Source organism: Azospirillum thiophilum, from assembly GCF_001305595.1.
Classification (GTDB): domain Bacteria; phylum Pseudomonadota; class Alphaproteobacteria; order Azospirillales; family Azospirillaceae; genus Azospirillum; species Azospirillum thiophilum.
Window position 1 is genome coordinate 825,001 of record NZ_CP012403.1, and the last position, 16,907, is coordinate 841,907.

The 16,907-nt window shown below is 68.2% G+C and carries 18 protein-coding genes and 1 tRNA gene (1 of these 19 running past the window's edge); 7 read left to right on the forward strand and 12 right to left on the reverse strand.

The genetic code is table 11. The features are described from left to right. From AL072_RS22655 to AL072_RS34450, 4 genes are all read right to left on the reverse strand, one after another. Positions 1 to 1,629, reverse strand: the 5' portion of a protein-coding gene (locus AL072_RS22655; protein ID WP_052710267.1) for an FIST N-terminal domain-containing protein. 759 nt of this gene lie to the left of the window's left edge; 1,629 of the gene's 2,388 nt are visible here — the first part of the coding sequence; it begins with the start codon at positions 1,627 to 1,629; its stop codon lies off the left edge, out of view. Positions 1,630 to 1,657: 28 nt separating this feature from the next. Next, positions 1,658 to 3,049, reverse strand: a complete 1,392-nt coding sequence (locus tag AL072_RS22660; RefSeq protein ID WP_052710268.1) for a hypothetical protein — start codon at positions 3,047 to 3,049, stop codon at positions 1,658 to 1,660. 12 nt (positions 3,050 to 3,061) lie between these two features. Further along, positions 3,062 to 3,472 (reverse strand): response regulator, encoded by a 411-nt coding sequence (locus tag AL072_RS22665; RefSeq protein WP_063840381.1) that lies wholly within the window; start codon positions 3,470 to 3,472, stop codon positions 3,062 to 3,064. Between the two features lie 291 nt (positions 3,473 to 3,763). After that, entirely contained in the window at positions 3,764 to 3,955 is a 192-nt protein-coding gene (locus AL072_RS34450) for a hypothetical protein (protein ID WP_144428341.1), read from the reverse strand. 111 nt (positions 3,956 to 4,066) lie between these two features. Between AL072_RS34450 and AL072_RS22675 the strand changes: the two genes are divergently transcribed. After that, positions 4,067 to 4,348 carry a hypothetical protein gene (locus AL072_RS22675; RefSeq protein WP_245636923.1) on the forward strand — a complete coding sequence of 94 codons (282 nt, stop codon included), beginning with the start codon at positions 4,067 to 4,069 and terminating at the stop codon, positions 4,346 to 4,348. Here the strand turns inward: AL072_RS22675 and AL072_RS22680 are convergent. Further along, a complete protein-coding gene (locus tag AL072_RS22680) occupies positions 4,269 to 5,174 on the reverse strand; it encodes a DUF3108 domain-containing protein (protein ID WP_045584424.1) in 906 nt (301 codons plus the stop codon). The two genes, AL072_RS22675 and AL072_RS22680, sit on opposite strands and share 80 nt — an antisense overlap. A 202-nt stretch (positions 5,175 to 5,376) precedes the next feature. Between AL072_RS22680 and AL072_RS22685 the strand changes: the two genes are divergently transcribed. From AL072_RS22685 to AL072_RS22700, 4 genes are all read left to right on the forward strand, one after another. Next, positions 5,377 to 5,451: transfer RNA gene (locus AL072_RS22685), tRNA-Val, on the forward strand. A gap of 201 nt (positions 5,452 to 5,652) precedes the next feature. Continuing rightward, positions 5,653 to 5,817 (forward strand): hypothetical protein, encoded by a 165-nt coding sequence (locus AL072_RS22690; protein WP_045584425.1) that lies wholly within the window; start codon positions 5,653 to 5,655, stop codon positions 5,815 to 5,817. 166 nt (positions 5,818 to 5,983) lie between these two features. Next, entirely contained in the window at positions 5,984 to 6,865 is an 882-nt protein-coding gene (panC, locus tag AL072_RS22695; protein WP_045584426.1) for a pantoate--beta-alanine ligase, read from the forward strand. Positions 6,866 to 7,050: 185 nt separating this feature from the next. After that, a complete protein-coding gene (locus AL072_RS22700) occupies positions 7,051 to 7,461 on the forward strand; it encodes a flagellar basal body-associated FliL family protein (RefSeq protein WP_045584427.1) in 411 nt (136 codons plus the stop codon). Between the two features lie 34 nt (positions 7,462 to 7,495). On the opposite strand, the gene AL072_RS22705 is transcribed toward AL072_RS22700, so the two are convergent. From AL072_RS22705 to AL072_RS22730, 7 genes are all read right to left on the reverse strand, one after another. After that, positions 7,496 to 8,776 (reverse strand): amidohydrolase family protein, encoded by a 1,281-nt coding sequence (locus AL072_RS22705; RefSeq protein WP_045584428.1) that lies wholly within the window; start codon positions 8,774 to 8,776, stop codon positions 7,496 to 7,498. Beyond that, entirely contained in the window at positions 8,776 to 9,699 is a 924-nt protein-coding gene (locus AL072_RS22710; RefSeq protein WP_045584429.1) for an ABC transporter permease, read from the reverse strand. The genes AL072_RS22705 and AL072_RS22710 overlap by 1 nt, the downstream gene beginning before the upstream one ends. Before the next feature lie 6 nt (positions 9,700 to 9,705). Next, entirely contained in the window at positions 9,706 to 10,755 is a 1,050-nt protein-coding gene (locus AL072_RS22715; RefSeq protein ID WP_045584430.1) for an ABC transporter permease, read from the reverse strand. Further along, positions 10,745 to 12,325, reverse strand: a complete 1,581-nt coding sequence (locus AL072_RS22720; protein ID WP_045584431.1) for an ABC transporter ATP-binding protein — start codon at positions 12,323 to 12,325, stop codon at positions 10,745 to 10,747. Before AL072_RS22720 ends, AL072_RS22715 begins: the two co-directional genes overlap by 11 nt. Before the next feature lie 17 nt (positions 12,326 to 12,342). After that, complete coding sequence (locus AL072_RS22725; RefSeq protein ID WP_045584432.1) at positions 12,343 to 13,353, reverse strand: BMP family protein; 1,011 nt, start codon at positions 13,351 to 13,353, stop codon at positions 12,343 to 12,345. 318 nt (positions 13,354 to 13,671) lie between these two features. After that, positions 13,672 to 13,842, reverse strand: coding sequence for a DUF2256 domain-containing protein (locus AL072_RS36335; RefSeq protein WP_082109209.1), 171 nt, complete (start codon positions 13,840 to 13,842; stop codon positions 13,672 to 13,674). A gap of 18 nt (positions 13,843 to 13,860) precedes the next feature. After that, positions 13,861 to 14,721: an IclR family transcriptional regulator gene (locus tag AL072_RS22730; RefSeq protein ID WP_052710269.1), complete on the reverse strand. Its 861-nt coding sequence runs from the start codon at positions 14,719 to 14,721 to the stop codon at positions 13,861 to 13,863. A gap of 187 nt (positions 14,722 to 14,908) precedes the next feature. On the opposite strand from AL072_RS22730, the gene AL072_RS22735 reads away from it, so the two are divergent. Both AL072_RS22735 and AL072_RS22740 read left to right on the forward strand, forming a co-directional pair. Continuing rightward, a complete protein-coding gene (locus tag AL072_RS22735) occupies positions 14,909 to 16,003 on the forward strand; it encodes an ABC transporter ATP-binding protein (protein ID WP_045584433.1) in 1,095 nt (364 codons plus the stop codon). Then, positions 16,000 to 16,905: an ABC transporter permease gene (locus AL072_RS22740; RefSeq protein WP_045584434.1), complete on the forward strand. Its 906-nt coding sequence runs from the start codon at positions 16,000 to 16,002 to the stop codon at positions 16,903 to 16,905. The genes AL072_RS22735 and AL072_RS22740 overlap by 4 nt, the downstream gene beginning before the upstream one ends. The last annotated feature ends 2 nt before the right edge of the window (positions 16,906 to 16,907 follow it).

A 16,907-nucleotide genomic window follows, 5' to 3' on the forward strand; every position in this document is an offset into this window, starting at 1 on the left:
CCGGAGTTGGGCTTCCAGATCCATGCGGGATTCGACCGCGCGGCGGCGCTCCTCCACAAGGCGCAGTTCGGCCTCTCGCAAACTCAGTACTTCGGCCACCGCTTCCCGTTCTTCGGTCGCCTGCATGACGGCGGTGAGCAGATCCTTTACCGTGGAGTCGAGGGGGTCGGGGTCGCCTTCCGCGATTTCGGCGGTGTAGGATCCGATCTGTTCGAATCGGCCATAGAGCGCACCGGCGGTATCGGTGCGGCCGATCAGGTTGCGGAGCAGGCTCTGGCGCAGGCGGTTGAGCATGCGCAGCCGGTTGTTGCGGGCCTGACTGAAATAATTCTGGAAATGGGCATAGTGGACCGGAAAATTGCTCACATAGTCGTCACGAAAGCCCTTTCCCCCGTTCCAGTCCTCGTGGCCGTCGTCGAAGAAGAATATCGCGGACAGGGTCTGGTTGATGCTGATGCCGAGGATCTCGCCGAAGGTGGAGAATCCGGCGACCGGAACAGTCTCGAACATGTCCATTCGCGACAGCTGCGGACCGTTGTTGATCCGCCGCAATATGCAGTCGTTCAGGATGCCGCCGACCGGCTCCGGCTTGCCGCTCAGGAAGGCGGCGAAGTCGCGCCTCGTCTGTTCGACGAAATCGGTGGCTTCGACCAGGAACAGCTCGTCGCCGGAATTGATGTCGCAGAAGAAGGACACCGTCCTGGTCGCCGGGTCGATCTCCGCGACGGAGCGCACGAACAGCCTGCCGTCCAACTCCACCGCGAAGGTGTGGGAGGCCAGCAGACGTTCGAGGTCGATGGCATGGCAATCCAGGCGGCGGCACAGCGCGTCGATGAAGCCGGAGACTTCCAGGCTGTCGGGATCGATGACGCTGGTCACCGTGCGGCGGATCGGGTCGCAGTCCAGGATGGTGAAGGAGATCGGCGTCTTGCGGAAATTCTGTGTTTTGAAGACGCCATAACGCTTGTCGGGAGCCATCCGGACGAAGACGATGACGGCCTGGTTCTCCAGGACCCGGCTGCCGTCGAACAGCCAGGTGTGGCGATAGTCCAGGCTGCCGCCGGCCGAGCCGCCCACGAAGAGGACCGGAAAGCGGCCCGTCGCGTAGACCGCCTCCATCAGGCAGCTTTCGCTTGCCGCCAACCCGTCGATGAACAGCAATGCGACGGTATCGTGGCAGTCGAGCGGGAATGGCGGGTCGATGGCCTCCAGCTCGCGCTGGATGGCCTTGAGGCGCTGTTCGTAGCCGAGGCACGGATGACCCGACCGGATGTCCTCGCTGTGCAGCGGAACGCTGTGGATGCTGACGTCAGCGAACAGAGCCGTGCTGAAGGACTGGAGGACGATTCCCGCCCGCCGGTCCGCTCCCGGATGATAGAGGCCTCCCGGCATGCCCGAGCACAGCTCGCCGGCCGTGGAAACCAGCACCAGCCTGGTTCCTGCCTCCAGGGCGCAGCGCAGCGCCTGGGCGATCCCAGCGAAGTCCTGCTCCGGGGATATGAAGCCGAGGATGAGTGCCGGAGGGGTGCCGTCGAACGCCAGCGGCGCCAGGGCGTCGGGATCGATGCCGGCGGCATCCAGGCTCAGCGTCCTGACGGCGTCGTTCGAACATCCGGTCGTGACGGGCATTGCGGAACCTCCCTGTCCTGGAACCCGGTCAGCGCGACGCCTCGCGCAGGAACAGGTCCTGCCAGCCGAACCGCAGCATGTGCTGCGGGATTTCCTCGGCCCGGCCAATGCGGTCGCCGGCGATCAGCGTGGTGCCTGCGGCCCGTGCCGCGACCGCGAGGCTGGTGGAGCCGATGCCGACGACGCAGGTCTTCAGGCCGGCCCGTTCAGCCGCCGCGACGAAGCCGTTCATGTCCTCCATGGTCCGGGCTTCCGCCCCGCGGTCGGACGGCACCAGCGTCGTCAGGCCGGCCAGCCCGGTGCCGGCGAGACCGGCGAAGCTCTGCTGGCGGAATTCCACCCGCAGGAAAGTCCAGCGGCAGAAAGGCCGGACCTCGTTGACCAGCTCGCCCATCCGGCCGCTGGGAACACCCGCCGGGAAGCGCAGGAATTCGAAGATCAGGAAGGGGCGCAGGTAATCCGGCACCGACTGGCAGAGCCCGAGATATTCCTGCCGGGTGCGGCGTGCCGCCAGCGTCTCGAAGCAGACGGGAACCGATACCATCAGCCGGAACTTGTTGCGGAACAGCTCGTCCAGCATCTCGATGGTGTTCGCCAGCGTGTCGACGTCGACCTTCGCCAGCTGATGCGGATCCTCGATCGCCGACAGGGCGGCGGCCCCTTCGACCGCGGTTCCGTCGGGAAAGCGGCGGACCGGGATGCACATGTAGGTCGAGATCACCTGCCGGCCGACATCCCAGAGCGGCCGGTACATGGTGCCGATCTGCGCCATCTCCATTGGCGACAACTGCAGCTTGCGGGGCTCCTCCCTGTCGGCGGCCAGGGATGCCGGAGACGCCGGTGCAGGGGGAGTGGCCGGGAGGGCGTCCGCGACGGGGGCGTCCGTCCGCCCGATCGTCGACAGAAGGTCGGCGGCGGACGCGTATTCGAACTGCATCCTGCCGTCCAGCACGCCGACCGCAGTCGCGATCTTGATGTCCGCCAGTTTGGGGTCGCCCAGAAACTGCCGGTGCAGTTCCTCGGCGATCTTGGCGCAGACCAGCTCGGCGGCAGTGCGGCCCAGCACCGCGAAGACGATGATGTATTCGCCGTCACCGGTACGGAATTGAACGTCCTGGGCGGTGATGTGGCGGCCGATGATGCGGTCGGCAGTGGCATGGACGCGGTCGCGCAGATCGGTCCAGGCAGTGCCGAGCCCTTCACGCAGCGTGTCGAGCTTGAGCATGTGGATGCGGCCGGCGGACAGCAGCTGGGGCTGGATCAGCAGGGCCTTCAGCCGGCGCTCCAGGGACTGCAGACGTTCGACCTCTGCCGGCTGGGGCGCCTGGGGCGGGGCGGGTCTTGGGGAACTTGCGGCCGCGGCCGGCTCCTCTTCGGCGAACCAGTTCCGCAGTTTCTCGCTCAGGGATGTGCCCAGCATGATCGGCTCCTCTCAGGCATTCGCCTTGGCGGGGGTGGAGGGCCGGGACGTGGGGTGGTCGGGAAGGCAGACCCCGACGAGCGCGCGCAGCTGGTCGCGAGTGAATGGCTTTCCAAGCGTATGGTCGGCCCCCATCTGCTCGGCGACCTTCAGCAATTCCATCGCGTGGCTGCGGCCGCCGCCGGAAATGGCGATGATTTTCATGGCCGGCATCGAGCGGCGGATGTGCATGATTGTGCCGATGCCGTCCGCACGCGGCATGATCAGGTCGCAGATGACCAGATCGACGGCGTTGGCCCGCAGCGCCCGCAACCCCTCGTCGCCGTCCTGCGCCTCGATGACCTCCAGCCCCTGGCGTTCCAGGAACTGCCGCAGGACGAGGCGTACCATGTCCTCATCGTCGATCACGAGCACCGTTGGCATCTTCGCCTCCTTACGCGCGGCTTGCTGCCGGCCACTCCGTAAGGATGCGGTTGCGCTCTTGCCAACCGGTAACAGGAAAGATAGGGGTTTCTCCCAGGTGGTTTTAAAACCGGTGCGAAAAATTTAATGCTGCCACTCGGGAAATGAAATTCCCCTGACGCATCATTCCCCGGGGCTTCGACCCATGGGGCCCGTGGTGTCCGTGGCCCGGGAATCCGGCCGGGTCAATCCGCGCTATCCTGGACATATCGGCTTTTGCATACCTGGATACTATCCCTTTGAACGGTGGGGCTATCCCTCGGGATGAGGGCGGCGGCGCCGGAAAACCCCTAGAGTGATGGGGTCGATCCGGCCTTCGCCGGTCGACGCGACGCCGACCGGGAGGAGCGCCATGATGCAGGACACTGTCTTGACGGCCGCTTCCATGGCTTTCGGCGTCAACGTCCTGCTGCTGACGCTGGCCGCGTCCGGCAGGTGCGACATGCAATCAAGACTCTGTCGGGTGCGGATCGGGCAGCGGCGGCGCGCAATGGCGCCGTTCACGCCGCGTCACGACGGTTGCCGATGGGAAGGAACCCCACCATGACCTCTCGCATGGCTCGTATCGTTCATATGGGGAAGTTCGGCGGCTATGTGGCGCTGCTGGACGGCACATTGCTGGAACTGGACGGCCGCATGCTCTGGCCGTCCGTCGAGGCGCTGACCCTGGCGGCCCGGCGTGCCGGCATCGTGCCGTCCGACATCATCGCCGACACGCAGTCGACTGCACCGGCGGCCAGCGAATCCGCCACTGCGGTCAGCGCGCCTGCTGAGAGCCGGCCGGGGAGCCGGGCGGTTGTCCGGCCCCGGTCCGGTGGTCTGCCGTTGGCGGCGTGACGCCGGTCAGGTGGACGACGACGCCGCCGAAATCGCTGTCCGTTTCCAGCCGCACCGGCAGGGGCGGCGCGCCGGCGGCGACCGGAGCAAGCCAGATATTGACCGGGGGCCGGTCCGCGGGATCGGTCCGCTGCCAGAAGCGCCCGCCCGATGACGAGCGGGCATAGCCGGCGACCGGCTTGTAGGTCACCCGGCATTGCAGGGCGATGCCGGAGAAGGTCGAGTAGCGCGACGGGTCGACGATGCGCCGCCCGACCTCAGAGAACACCATGTCGTAGCGGCGGCGGCCGTCGAACACCGGCAGGGACCGGTCGCAGCCTTCGCTCGCTCCGAGGCCGATCAGCAGGTCCAGAACCGCGCTCAGCGGGTCGAGCGTGCCGCGTTGCAAGGCCGGCGGCACCGGTTCGCGGCCGTCATCCTCCGCCGGGGGCGAGACGCTGGCGGAGACGTCGCCCTGGGGATCGTAGGTCAGGGTGACGTTGCGCGGTTCCCCGCGCAGCTGGCTGGTCTGCCGATGGCTGACCGGCTTCAGATCCTTGCCGAGCCGGCTGCCGTCGGTCTCGGACGCGGTTCGCCAAGTGAGCAGGCGGCCGATGGTGCCGCCGGTGACCGCCGTCACCGCGATGCGGTAGCGGTTGCCGGTCATCTCCAGCGTCGCGTCGATATCGAGCGCGGTGATGCCGCCGACGAACACACGGTAGCTTGCCTTCACCGGCTCCGCCGCTGCAGCCATGGGTGGCAGCGGAAAGGACAGGCCGGCGGCGAGCAGGAGCGTCCGGCGCCAGCGGGCGCGATGGGTCGGGCGGAGAGGGCTGGGCTGCGGCACGGTCCGGGACTCCTGCGGTCGTCGTATTCTTTTTTAAGATGGGGATGAATCTGATGCTTGACACCTGCCGGTTAAGGCCGTAGAAACCCGCCCACCGCAGCGGCGGGGCCGACGACAGCCGGTCGCGACGCTCCCGGAACGGTCCGCCAGTCAGGCTTCCTGACAGTCGTGGATCGGGTCGGGGTACAGAGTTTCAAGGTTCGGGCGCGTAGCTCAGCGGGAGAGCATTCGCTTCACACGCGAAGGGTCACAGGTTCAATCCCTGTCGCGCCCACCATCAAAAAAAGGCTTCGGACGATTGTCCGGAGCCTTTTTTCTTGGAGCCCTGCGATGGGGCGGGCCACACGAAAAGCTTCCATCATACGATTCTGATATAGCGGTTGAATCTGCGGTCGATTGACGCAGATCAGCCCCGTCGGCGTTGCAATGCGGTAGATACGGAGCCATTCCCTGTCACCCGCTTCGGAAAGCGCATTCCATGGACGATACCCGCATCGCTCTGCTCTCCCTCGGCCTGCTGGCCGTGGTTCTGACCATCATCATCGGCTCGGTGATCCTGGTTCCCTCCTTCACCGCGCTGCTGGCCACGCTGCTGGCCTGGGCTAACCTGGCCTATCTGGTCGGCATCACGATCAAGCGTTGATCGTCCGGGCAAGCTGGCCAACCGCTGCGGGGACGGGGGAGCCCTCTCCGCAGTTGGCGCCATATTCGCCGGAGCCGCAATTGTCTGTCTTGTGGAAAGCTTTTCTGGACAGGAATGGTCCAGCGGGTTATCCAGCGCGCGTTTTCGACGTGCAAGGACCGACGCCATGACGCCGACCGCCGCCCAGCCTTCCAGCCCGCTGCCGATCATGAAAACGGTCGGGGATCTGCGTGCCCAGGTCGCGGCCTGGCGCCGGGACGGGCTGACGGTCGCCCTGGTGCCGACCATGGGCGCCCTGCATGACGGCCATCTCGGGCTGGTGCGGCGGGCGCGCGATCTGGCCGACCGGGTGGTCGCCACCATCTTCGTCAATCCGACCCAGTTCGCGCCCCACGAGGATTTCGACCGCTATCCGCGCGACGAGGCGGGCGACGCGACCAAGCTGGCCGGCGCCGGCTGCCATGCGCTCTATGCCCCCGACGTGAGGGCCATGTACCCGCAGGGCTTCGCCACCGCCATCTCCGTCGGCGGCCCGGCGGAGGGGCTGTGCGGCACCTTCCGGCCGCAGATGTTCGGCGGCGTCGCGCTGGTGGTCACCAAGCTGTTCCTCCAGGCGCTGCCCGACGTCGCCGTGTTCGGCGAAAAGGACTATCAGCAGTTGATGGTGATCCGCCGTTTCACCCGCGACCTCGACATCCCGGTGCGGGTGGAGGGGCTGCCGACGGTGCGTGAGGCCGACGGGCTCGCCATGTCCTCGCGCAATGCCTATCTCAGCGCCGACGAACGCTCCCGCGCGCCGGAGCTGTACCGTGCCCTGACCGCGGCGGCCGAGGCGCTGGCCCGCGGCGGCGAGGCGGACGGTGCCCTGACCGCCATCCGCAGCCGCATCGCCGAGGCCGGCTTCGGTTCCATCGATTATGTCGAACTGCGCGATGCCGAAACGCTGGAGCCGGTGACCGCGGCCCTGCGCCCGGCCCGGCTGCTCGCCGCGGCCTGGATGGGCAAGGCGCGGCTGATCGACAATGTTGGGGTGCCCCCCTCGCTCTGACGGTGCCTGCTGTCCCTGGGGCCGTCCGCGAATGCGAACATTGCATCCGCAATCCATCGGCATTTGACCGGCCATTGTTGTGTGCTTAGCATGGTCGCCGACAGGGCATATGACCCCCGGGCGGGGGCGGGAAGGCGATCTTGCGGCTCGTCCGTCGCAACCGGAATGGGGAAACGGTCTCCCTGATGCCGCTGGTTCTGACCGGCCTGCTGCTGCTCCTGGCGGCGCTTGGGGCCGGCGGCGCCGTGGTCGCCAGCAAGAACCGCTCGCCCGCCTCCCAGTCGCAGCCGGGCGGCGACAAGAAATATGCCAGCCTGCCGATGATGACCTTCACCCTGGGCGGCAGCAACGGCCGGATGGTGGACGTGAAGGTTTTGCTGGAGATCGACCCGTCGGTGGACGGCAAGGTCGCCGACCCCTATGTCCCGCGGATTTCCGACCGCCTCTCCGACAGCATGCGCAAGCTCGACCCGCAACAGCTGTCCGGGGCCGATGGGGCGAAGCTGATGAAGAGCACCATCGCCGGGGTGCTGGACCGGGAACTGCGGGGGGTGCGGGTGCGGGAGATTCTGCTGGATCAGATGGTGGTCCGGTAGGGCGGCACGCCGCCGCCCCCCATCCTGCCGCCATCTATCCGCGGTTCAGCAGGAAGTCGACGCCGGCAGGGCGGCCCGGCAGGTCTAGTTGCGCCCGCACCGGTTCGCAGCGGCTGACGATCCGGCCGCGGCGCAGGACGAACAGCCGGGCGGCGCGGGTGCGGATCGCCTCCACCGCGCTGCCGGCCTGCAGCACCACCAGATCGGCGTTGCAGCCGGGCTCCAGCCCGTAGCCGTCCAGGTGCAGCAGGCGGGCCGGATTGACCGTAACCGCGTCGAAGGCGGCCTTCATCCCATCCTGGCCGGTCATCTGGCCGACATGCAGGCCCATGTGCGCCACCTCCAGCATGTCGCCGGAACCCAGCGGATACCAGGGATCCATCACGCAATCGTGGCCGAAGGCGACCGTCAGGCCGGCGGCCATCAGCTCCGGCACGCGGGTCATGCCGCGGCGCTTTGGGTAGCTGTCGTGGCGGCCCTGCAGGACGATGTTGATCAACGGGTTGGCGATCACCCCCAGCCGCGCCTCCGCCATCAGCGGGATCAGCTTGGAGACGTAGTAATTGTCCATGGAATGCATGGAGGTGAGGTGCGACCCCGTCACCCGCCCGTGCAGCCCCAGCCGCTGCGTCTCGTAGGCGAGCGTCTCGACATGGCGGGACAGCGGGTCGTCGGTCTCGTCGCAATGCATGTCGACCAGGAGGCCGCGTTCAGCCGCGATCTCGCACAGCAGGCGGACCGACGCGGCGCCGTCGGCCATGGTGCGCTCGAAATGCGGGATGCCGCCGACCACGTCGACGCCCATGTCGAGCGCCCGCAGCAGCAGCTCCCCGGTGCCGGGGGAGCGCAGCACGCCGTCCTGCGGGAAGGCGACGAGCTGGAGGTCGAGATAGGGGGCGACCTGCTTCTTCACGTCCAGCAGCGCTTCCACCGCCAGCAGGCGCGGGTCACAGATGTCGACATGGCTGCGGATCGCCAGCAGGCCGCGCCCGACCGCCCAGTCGCAATAGGTCAGCGCCCGCTCGACGATGGCGTCCTGGACCAGTTGCGGCTTCAGCTCGCCCCACAGCGCGATGCCCTCCAGCAGCGTGCCGCTCTGGTTCACCCGCGGCAGGCCGTAGCTGAGCGTGCTGTCCATGTGGAAATGGGCATCGACGAAGGGCGGCGTCACCAGCCGGCCGGTGGCGTCGATCTCCGCCGCCGCCTCTCCCGCCAGACCGGCTTCGACCGCGGCGATGCGACCGTCGCTGATGCCGATGTCGATGCCGCCGCGGCCATCCGGCAGGGTGGCGCGGCGCAGGATCAGGTCGAACATCAGCGTTCTCCTTTGCGGTACGGAATCATCAGGGCGCGCGGGTAGGAGGCCCGGCGGGCGACCAGCACCAGCGCCAGGATGCTGAGCAGATAGGGCATCATCAGGAACAGCTGGTAGGGCAGCACGCCGCCGCTGGCCTGCTGGAGCCGCAATTGCAGCGCGTCGAACACCGCGAACAGCAGGGCGCCCAGCAGCGCCTTGCCCGGCCGCCAGGAGGCGAAGACCACCAGCGCGATGCAGATCCAGCCGCGCCCGTTCACCATGTTGAAGAAGAAGGCGTTGAAGGCCGACAGGGTCAGGAAGGCGCCGGCCAGCGCCATCAGCGCGCTTCCCGCCATCACCGCGCCGATGCGGATGGCGGTGACGTTCAGCCCCTGCGCCTCGGCGGCGGCCGGATTCTCACCGACCATCCGCACCGCCAGCCCGGCCGGCGTGCGGTAGAGGACATAGGCGACCAACCCCACCAGCGCGAACGCCAGGTAAGTCAGCGGCGTCTGTGCCAGCGCGCCCGGCAGGTCCAGCGGCTGGAACGGCTGGATGGTCGGCGGCGTGCTGGCCTGCGGCAGGACGAGGCGGTAGATGAAATAGGACAGGCTGGTGCCCAGCAGGGTCACGCCGATGCCGGTCACATGCTGCGACAGGCCGAGCGGCACAGTCAGCGCCGCATGCAGCAGGCCGAGCAGCGCACCGCAGGCGGCGGCCACGACGAGTCCGGTCCACAGGCCGGCACCCTGGTAGACAGCCATCCAGCCGGCCATGGCGCCCAGCGTCATGATGCCTTCGATGCCGAGATTGAGAACGCCGGCCCGCTCGCACACCAGCTCGCCCAGCGTGCCCAGCACATAGGGGGTGGCGATGCGCAGCACCGCGGTCCAGAAGGCGGCCGACAGCAGGATGTCGAGCAGGATCGACAGGAAATCCATGGTGCCTTACCCCCGCCGCAGCCGGTAGCGCGCCAGCAGCCCGGCGACCAGCATGCAGAGCAGGCTGGCGGCGACCAGGACGTCGGCGATGTAGTTGGGAACCGGCATGGCGCGGCTCATGGCGTCGGCGCCGACGAAGATGCCGGCGATGAACAGCGCCGCGCCGACCACGCCGATGGGGTGCAACTGCGCCAGCATGGCGACGACGATGCCGCTGTAGCCGAAGCCCGGCGACAGGTCGAGCGTCAGGTAGCCCTTCAGCCCGCAGACCTCCGCCGCCCCGGCCAGCCCGGCCAGCCCGCCCGACAGCAGCGCGGTGCGCAGCATGATCCGGTTCACCGGCATGCCGGCGAAGGCGGCGGCGCGCGGGTTGGCGCCGACCGCGCGGTTCTCGTAGCCCCAGACGGTCCGGCTGTCGATCAGCCACAGCAGCACCGACAGGCCGAGCGCGATGGCCAGCCCGGCATGCAGGCGGGTGCGCTCCACCAGCTTGGGCAGCTCCGCCGCCTCGACGATCGGGGCCGATTGCGGCCAGCCCATGCCCATCGGGTCTTTCAAGGCCCCTTCCAGCAGCATCGATACCAGCAGCAGCACGACGAAGTTCAGCAGCAGGGTCGTCACCACCTCGTCGACGCCGAAGCGGACCTTCAGCACCGCGGGGCCGAGCAGGGTGGCGCCGCCCGCCGCCATGCCGGCGATCATCACGACCGGGATCAGCGCCCAGCCCGGCAGGTCGAGCATGCCGCCGCCCACCACCACGGCGGCCAGCGCGCCCATGTAGAGCTGTCCTTCCGCCCCGATGTTCCACAGCTTGGTGCGGAAGGCGACGGCGGCGGCGAGGCCGGTCAGGATCAGCGGGGTGGCGCGGGTCAGCGTTTCGGTCAGGGCGAAGCGGGAGCCGACTGCGCCCTCGAACAGCAGGCCATAGGCGCGCAGCACCGGCGCACCGGTCCAGGCGACCAGCAGGGCGCACAGCGCCAGCGCTGCGACGACGGCGCCGACCGGCGCCAGCAGCCGCAGGGCGAGGGGGATGTCGGTGCGCGGTTCAAGCCGCATTGCCATTCTCCCCTTGGGTTTCCGGCAGGATGTCGCCCAATATGTCCCAATGCCCGGCCATCAGCAGGCCGAGCTGGCTGACCGACACCCGGTCATGCGGCAGCGGCGGGGTCAGCCGCCCGTGATAGGCGACGGCGACGCAGTCGGCCAGCGCCAGGATCTCGTCGAGATCCTCGGAGATCAGCAGCACGCCGGCGCCGGCGGCGCGGGCGTCGAGCAGCCGGCTGTGGACGTAGGACACGGCCCCGATGTCGAGCCCGCGCGTCGGCTGGCTGGCCAGGATCAGGTCCGGGCCATGGGCCAGCGTGCGGCCCAGGATCAGCTTCTGCATGTTGCCGCCCGACAGCAGCTGCGTTCGGGCGTCGGGGCCGGGGCAGCGGACGTCGAATTCCTCGATCACCTGGCGGGCGTAGCTGCGCGCCGCGCCGCGCCGAAGCACGCCGAAGCGCGAGAAGGCCGGGTCATGGTAACGCTCGGCGATCAGGTTCTCCCACACCGCCATGGCGCCGACGAGGCCGGCGCTGTGCCGGTCTTCCGGGATGCGGGCGACGCCGCGGCGAACCATGCCGGCCGGGTCGGCGTGGTCCACCACGCTGCCTTTCAGCGAAAGCCGGCCGGAGTCGGGGCGGATCAGGCCGCTGACCAGCTCGGCCAGCGCGGTCTGGCCGTTGCCGGACACCCCCGCGATGCCTACCACCTGATGGCGCCGCACCGTCAGGTCTGCCCCGTCGAGCAGCGGGCGGCCATGGCCGGAGGCGACGGTGACGCCTGCCAGCTCCAGCACCGGTTCGCCGGGGGCGAGCGGGGTGGGGGAGGGCGGCTTGACGCTGCGGCCGACCATCAGCTCGGCCAGCTTCGCCCGGTCGGTCGAGGCGGTTGGGTGGGTGGCGACCAGCTTGCCGGCGCGCAGCACGGCGACGGTGTCGCTGGCGGCGAACACCTCGTTCATCTTGTGGCTGATGAAGACGACGGCCAGCCCGTCGGCGGTCAGCCGGCGCAGCGTGTCGAACAGCCCGGCCGATTCCTGCGGCGTCAGCACCGCGGTCGGCTCGTCCAGGATCAGGATGCGGGCGTCGCGGTAGAGCGCCTTCAGGATCTCCACCCGCTGGCGCTCGCCGACCGACAGGTCGCCGACAAGTGCGTCCGGCCGCACCTCCAGCCCGAAGCGCTGCGACAGGTCGAGCAGCCGGCGCCGGGCGGCGCCGCGGTCGGACCACAGGCGCCACAGCGGCTCGGTCCCCACCGCGACATTGTCCAGCACCGACAGGTTGTCGGCCAGGGTGAAATGCTGGTGGACCATGCCGATGCCGGCCTCCAGCGCGGCACGGGGCGAGCCCGGCGGCAGGGGGCGGCCGAACGCCTCGATGCTGCCCTCGTCGGCGACATAATGGCCGAAGAGGATGTTCATCAAGGTGGTCTTGCCGGCGCCGTTCTCGCCCAGCAGCGCCAGCACCTCGCCGGCGCGGAGCGTCAGCGAGATGCCGTCGTTGGCGAGCAGCGGGCCGAACCGCTTGGAAATGCCGGCGAGCCGGAGGACGACCTCCGGCCCGCCTTTCAACGAGGATGGCATGGAAAGGGGCGATCCCGTCACATCGTCGACTTCGGCTCGGCGTCGTTGACCTTCACGGTGAACTTGCCGTCGCGGATCTGCTGCTCGCGCTCCTTCACCTTGGCCTTGACCGCGTCCGGGACCTTGGACTCGAAGGTGCCGAGCGGGGCGAGGCTGGAGCCCTTGTTGGTCATCATGCTGTAGGGGCCGTAATCCTCGGCCTTGTAGCTGCCGGCCTTCACCGCGGCGATGGCGCGCTCCACCGACGGCTCCATGTGCCACAGCGCGCTGGCGACCACGGTGTCGGGATATTGCGGCTGGGTGTCGATGACGTTGCCGATGGCGAGCACCTTGCGCTCCTTGGCGGCATCCGACACGCCGAAGCGCTCGGCATACATCACGTCGGCGCCGCGGTCGATCATGGCGAAGGCGGCTTCCTTGGCCTTGGGCGGATCGAACCAGGAGCCGATGAAGCTGACGGAGAACTTGACCTGCGGGTTGACTTCCTTGGCGCCTTCCATGAAGGCGTTCATCAGGCGGTTGACCTCGGGGATCGGATAGCCGCCGACCATGCCGATCACGTTCGACCTGGTCATGCCGCCGGCGATCATCCCGCTCAGGTAGGCCGGTTCCTGGATGTAGTTGTCGAAGACCGAGAAGTTCGGCTCCTGCGGCTTGAAGCTGGAGCCCATGACGAAGGCGGTCTTCGGATAGTCCTTGGCGACGGCGCGGGCGGCGCGCTCCACCCCGAACACCTCGCCGAAGACCAGCTGCTGGCCGGCTTCGGCATATTGGCGCATCACGCGCTCATAGTCGGTGTTGGCGACCGACTCGGCCCAGACATACTCGATCTCGCCACGGTCGGCGGCGGCCTTCAGCGCGACATGGATGCGGCTGACCCACTGCTGCTCGATCGGAACGGTGTAGATGCCGGCGACCTTCACCTTGCCCTGTGCCTGTGCCGGCAGGGAGCCGCCGGCAGCCGCCGCGAATGCGACCGCGGCGACGCCGCACAGCACCGCACGGCGCGTCATTCCCCAGGCCGTCATCGCCCGATCCCCCATCCCCCGAACCGACATCATGAGTCCCCTTCGTCACTGAGTATCGTTGGCTTCATATCGCTGGCTGCCCGTCGCCGGCAGCAGGGCGGCTGTCCCGCCGGTGCCATGAATACGCGGGAATGCCCCGGTAAATCCATGGATCCCTTGCGGGCCGAGCATTCAAATGCAACGGAAATGCCATTGGCCGAAGCCGCCGCCCGCCTCGCTGGCGCTGCGCTCCGGCCGGTCAGGATGCTGGCATGTGACCGAAAAAAGGGCAACGCTTCTTGGCGGTTTGGTCAAGATCCCGGCGCATCGCCCGATGCCTCACGATGCGCCGTCCCGTTGCCCCGCGCGCTTCCCGGCATTTCCCCGGCAGCGGTCGGAGCAGTATTTCACCTGATCCCACACCCGTTCCCATTTTTTCCGCCAGGTGAAAGGACGGTTGCAGACCGGACAGGTCTTGGCGGGGAGGTCGGCCTTCCTGACTCCCTTCATCGCACGACGCCTACGTCGCTATGCCGAACCGCTGCCCAGCACCGCCGCCGGACGGCGCAGCACCGGATCGAAGGGGTTCAACTGACGGCTGATGGCGGCCGATTCGCGCTTCAGGATGTCGACCACCACCGGCAGCCTCTCCTCGTTCAGCCTTTCGCTGATGGTACCGACGCTGAGCGCCGCCACGGCATGGCCGTCGCGGTCGAGCACCGGCACCGCCACGCCCGACATGCCCGGCAGCAGGCCGGTGGAGCGGCTGGCATATCCCAAATCCCGCACCCGCGCGATCTCCGTGCGCAGATAGACCTCGTCTATGATGCCGACGCCCTGCATGCGCGGCAGGTTGAAGCGGATCACCTCCTCCCGCTCCTCCGCATGCAGGTAGGCGAGGATGGCGAGGCTGCCCTGGCCGACGCCCAGCGTCACCCGGCCGCCGATGTCGCCGGTGAAGGAGCGGATGGGGAAGGGCCCCTCGCTGCGGTCCAGGCACACCGCGTCGAAGCCGCTGCGCACCAGCAGGAAGATGGTGTCGCGCAGGGTCGCCGACAGCCGCAGTAGGATCGGTCGGCAGATGTCGCGCAGGTTGTTCGGGTTGCCGGCCTGCGCCGCCAGACCGAACAGGTCGATGCCAAGGCGGTAGCGCTTGGTCGCCTTGTCCGGCTCCGCCATGCCTTCCTCGACCAGGATCTTCAGCAGTCGGTGGACGGTCGGCGGGGTCAGGTCCAGCGCGCGGGCGATGTCGGTCAGCCGCGCGCCCGTCTCGTTGGCCGAGGCCAGCAGGCGCAGGATCGCCAGCCCGCGCTGCAGGCTGGACTTTGCCCCCGCCTCGTCGCTGGTGGCAGGTCCGCTGCCCTTGCTGGGAGTGGCATCGGCGCTCATGGTCCGGCTCCGTCAGAAAATCGGTGATGTTGGCTGCCCCATCTATTCCGTATATCGGAAGCTTTTGCAAAATCTTTTCTGCTGACGGAAAAAGCGGATTGACGCCACCGGGGGTCCGGCTGAACCATCGGGGCATACAGGTGAGGCCCGAAATCGAGGCCAAATGTCGCAAGAGGGAGAATTCCCCGTGTCGTTCCTCGAATTGAAAAACATCACAAAGCGTTACGGTCCGCTGACCGCGGTCGGCGACGTCTCGCTTTCGGTGGAAAAGGGGGAGTTCGTCTCGCTGCTGGGGCCTTCCGGCTGCGGCAAGACCACGACCCTGCAGATGATCGCCGGCTTCGTCGAGCCGTCGGCCGGAACCATCCGGCTGGACGGGCGCGACATCACCCGCGCCAAGGCCAACAGCCGCGGGCTGGGCATCGTCTTCCAGAGCTACGCGCTGTTCCCGCACATGACGGTGTTCGACAACGTCAGCTTCGGGCTGGAGATGCAGCGCGTGCCGAAGGGCGAGCGCAAGCCGCGGGTGGAGGAGGCGTTGTCGCTGGTCCACCTCTCCCCCTACGCCAAGCGCTATCCGCGCGAATTGTCGGGCGGCCAGCGGCAGCGCGTGGCGCTGGCGCGCGCCCTGGTGATCCGTCCGCCGGTGCTGCTGCTGGACGAGCCGCTGTCGAATCTTGACGCCAAGCTGCGCGAGGCGATGCAGTTCGAGCTGCGCGAGATCCAGCGCAAGGTCGGCACCACCACCGTCATGGTCACCCACGACCAGGCGGAGGCCTTCTCCATCAGCGACCGCGTGGTGGTGATGGAGGCCGGGCACATCACCCAGATCGACCAGCCCTATCGCATCTACGAACATCCGGAGACGGAGTTCATCTCCCGCTTCGTCGGCAAGACCAACCTGCTGCCAGGCACGGTGATCGCCGCGACCGGCGCGGGCGCCACGGTGTCGCTCGCCGGGATCGCCGTGCCGGTTGAGACCGCCGGCCTGTCGGTGGGCGAGACGGCGACCCTGTGCATCCGGCCGGAGAAGCTGCACCTGACGGCTCCGTCGCAAGGGCTGCTGACCGGCCGCGTCGCCGACCGCTTCTTCCTGGGTAGCCAGTGGCTCTACCACATCGACGGGCCGCTCGGCACGCTGATGGTGGTGACGCCGAACGACGGCTCGGTCCCGGCGGAGCAGGGGGCGCCGGTCGGGCTGAACTGGTCGCCGTCGGTGGTGCGCGTCCATCGCGGCGCCATGGCCGAGGCGCCCGACGTCGCGCTGGAGGTGGCGGGATGAGCGCTTCCCCCGACACCGTGGCGCCCGATACCGCGGCGCCCGACGCGCCCGAACGCCGTGTCCGCTCTGCCCCGCTGCTGCTGTCGGCGCCGGCGGCGCTGCTGTTCGCGGCCCTGGTGCTGACGCCGCTGTTCCTGACGGCGCTGCTGTCCTTCAACCAGTTCGAGTATGCGACCGGCCGCACCGGCGGCTTCACGCTGGAGCATTACCTGTCGGTGCTGACCGACGAGTATTACCTGGAAATCTTCCTGCGCACCTTCCGGATCTCGGCGCTGGCGACCGCCATCTGCGTGGTGATCGGCGTGCCGGAGGCCTACATCCTCAGCCGCATGGGCAATCCCTGGCGCTCGGTCTTCCTGCTGGTGATCCTGGCGCCGCTGCTGGTGTCGGTCGTCGTGCGCGCCTTCGGCTGGAGCATGCTGCTGGGCCCGGAAGGTCCGGTGAACGGGGCTCTGATGGCGTTCGGCTTCGGCCGCATGCGGCTTCTCTACACCGAGGGCACGGTGATCGTGGCGCTGGTCCACGTCATGCTGCCCTTCATGGTCATTCCGGTCTGGACCTCGCTGCAGAAGCTGGATCCGGCGGTGGAGCAGGCGGCGCTGTCCTTCGGCGCCTCGCGCGCCACGGCCATCGTCCGGGTGGTGGCGCCGCAGATCCTGCCCGGCATCCTGTCGGGAAGCCTGATCGTCTTCGGCCTCAGCGCCAGCGCCTTCGCCATTCCCGGCCTGCTCGGCGGACGGCGGCTGAAGATGGTCGCGACCATCGTCTACGACCAGTATCTTAGCGACCTGAACTGGCCGATGGGCGCCGCCGTCGCCGTGCTGTTGCTGGCCGCGAACCTGATCATCATGCTGACCTATCACCGCGTGGTGGAAGGTCATTACCGCCGCCGGCTGGGGTGAGG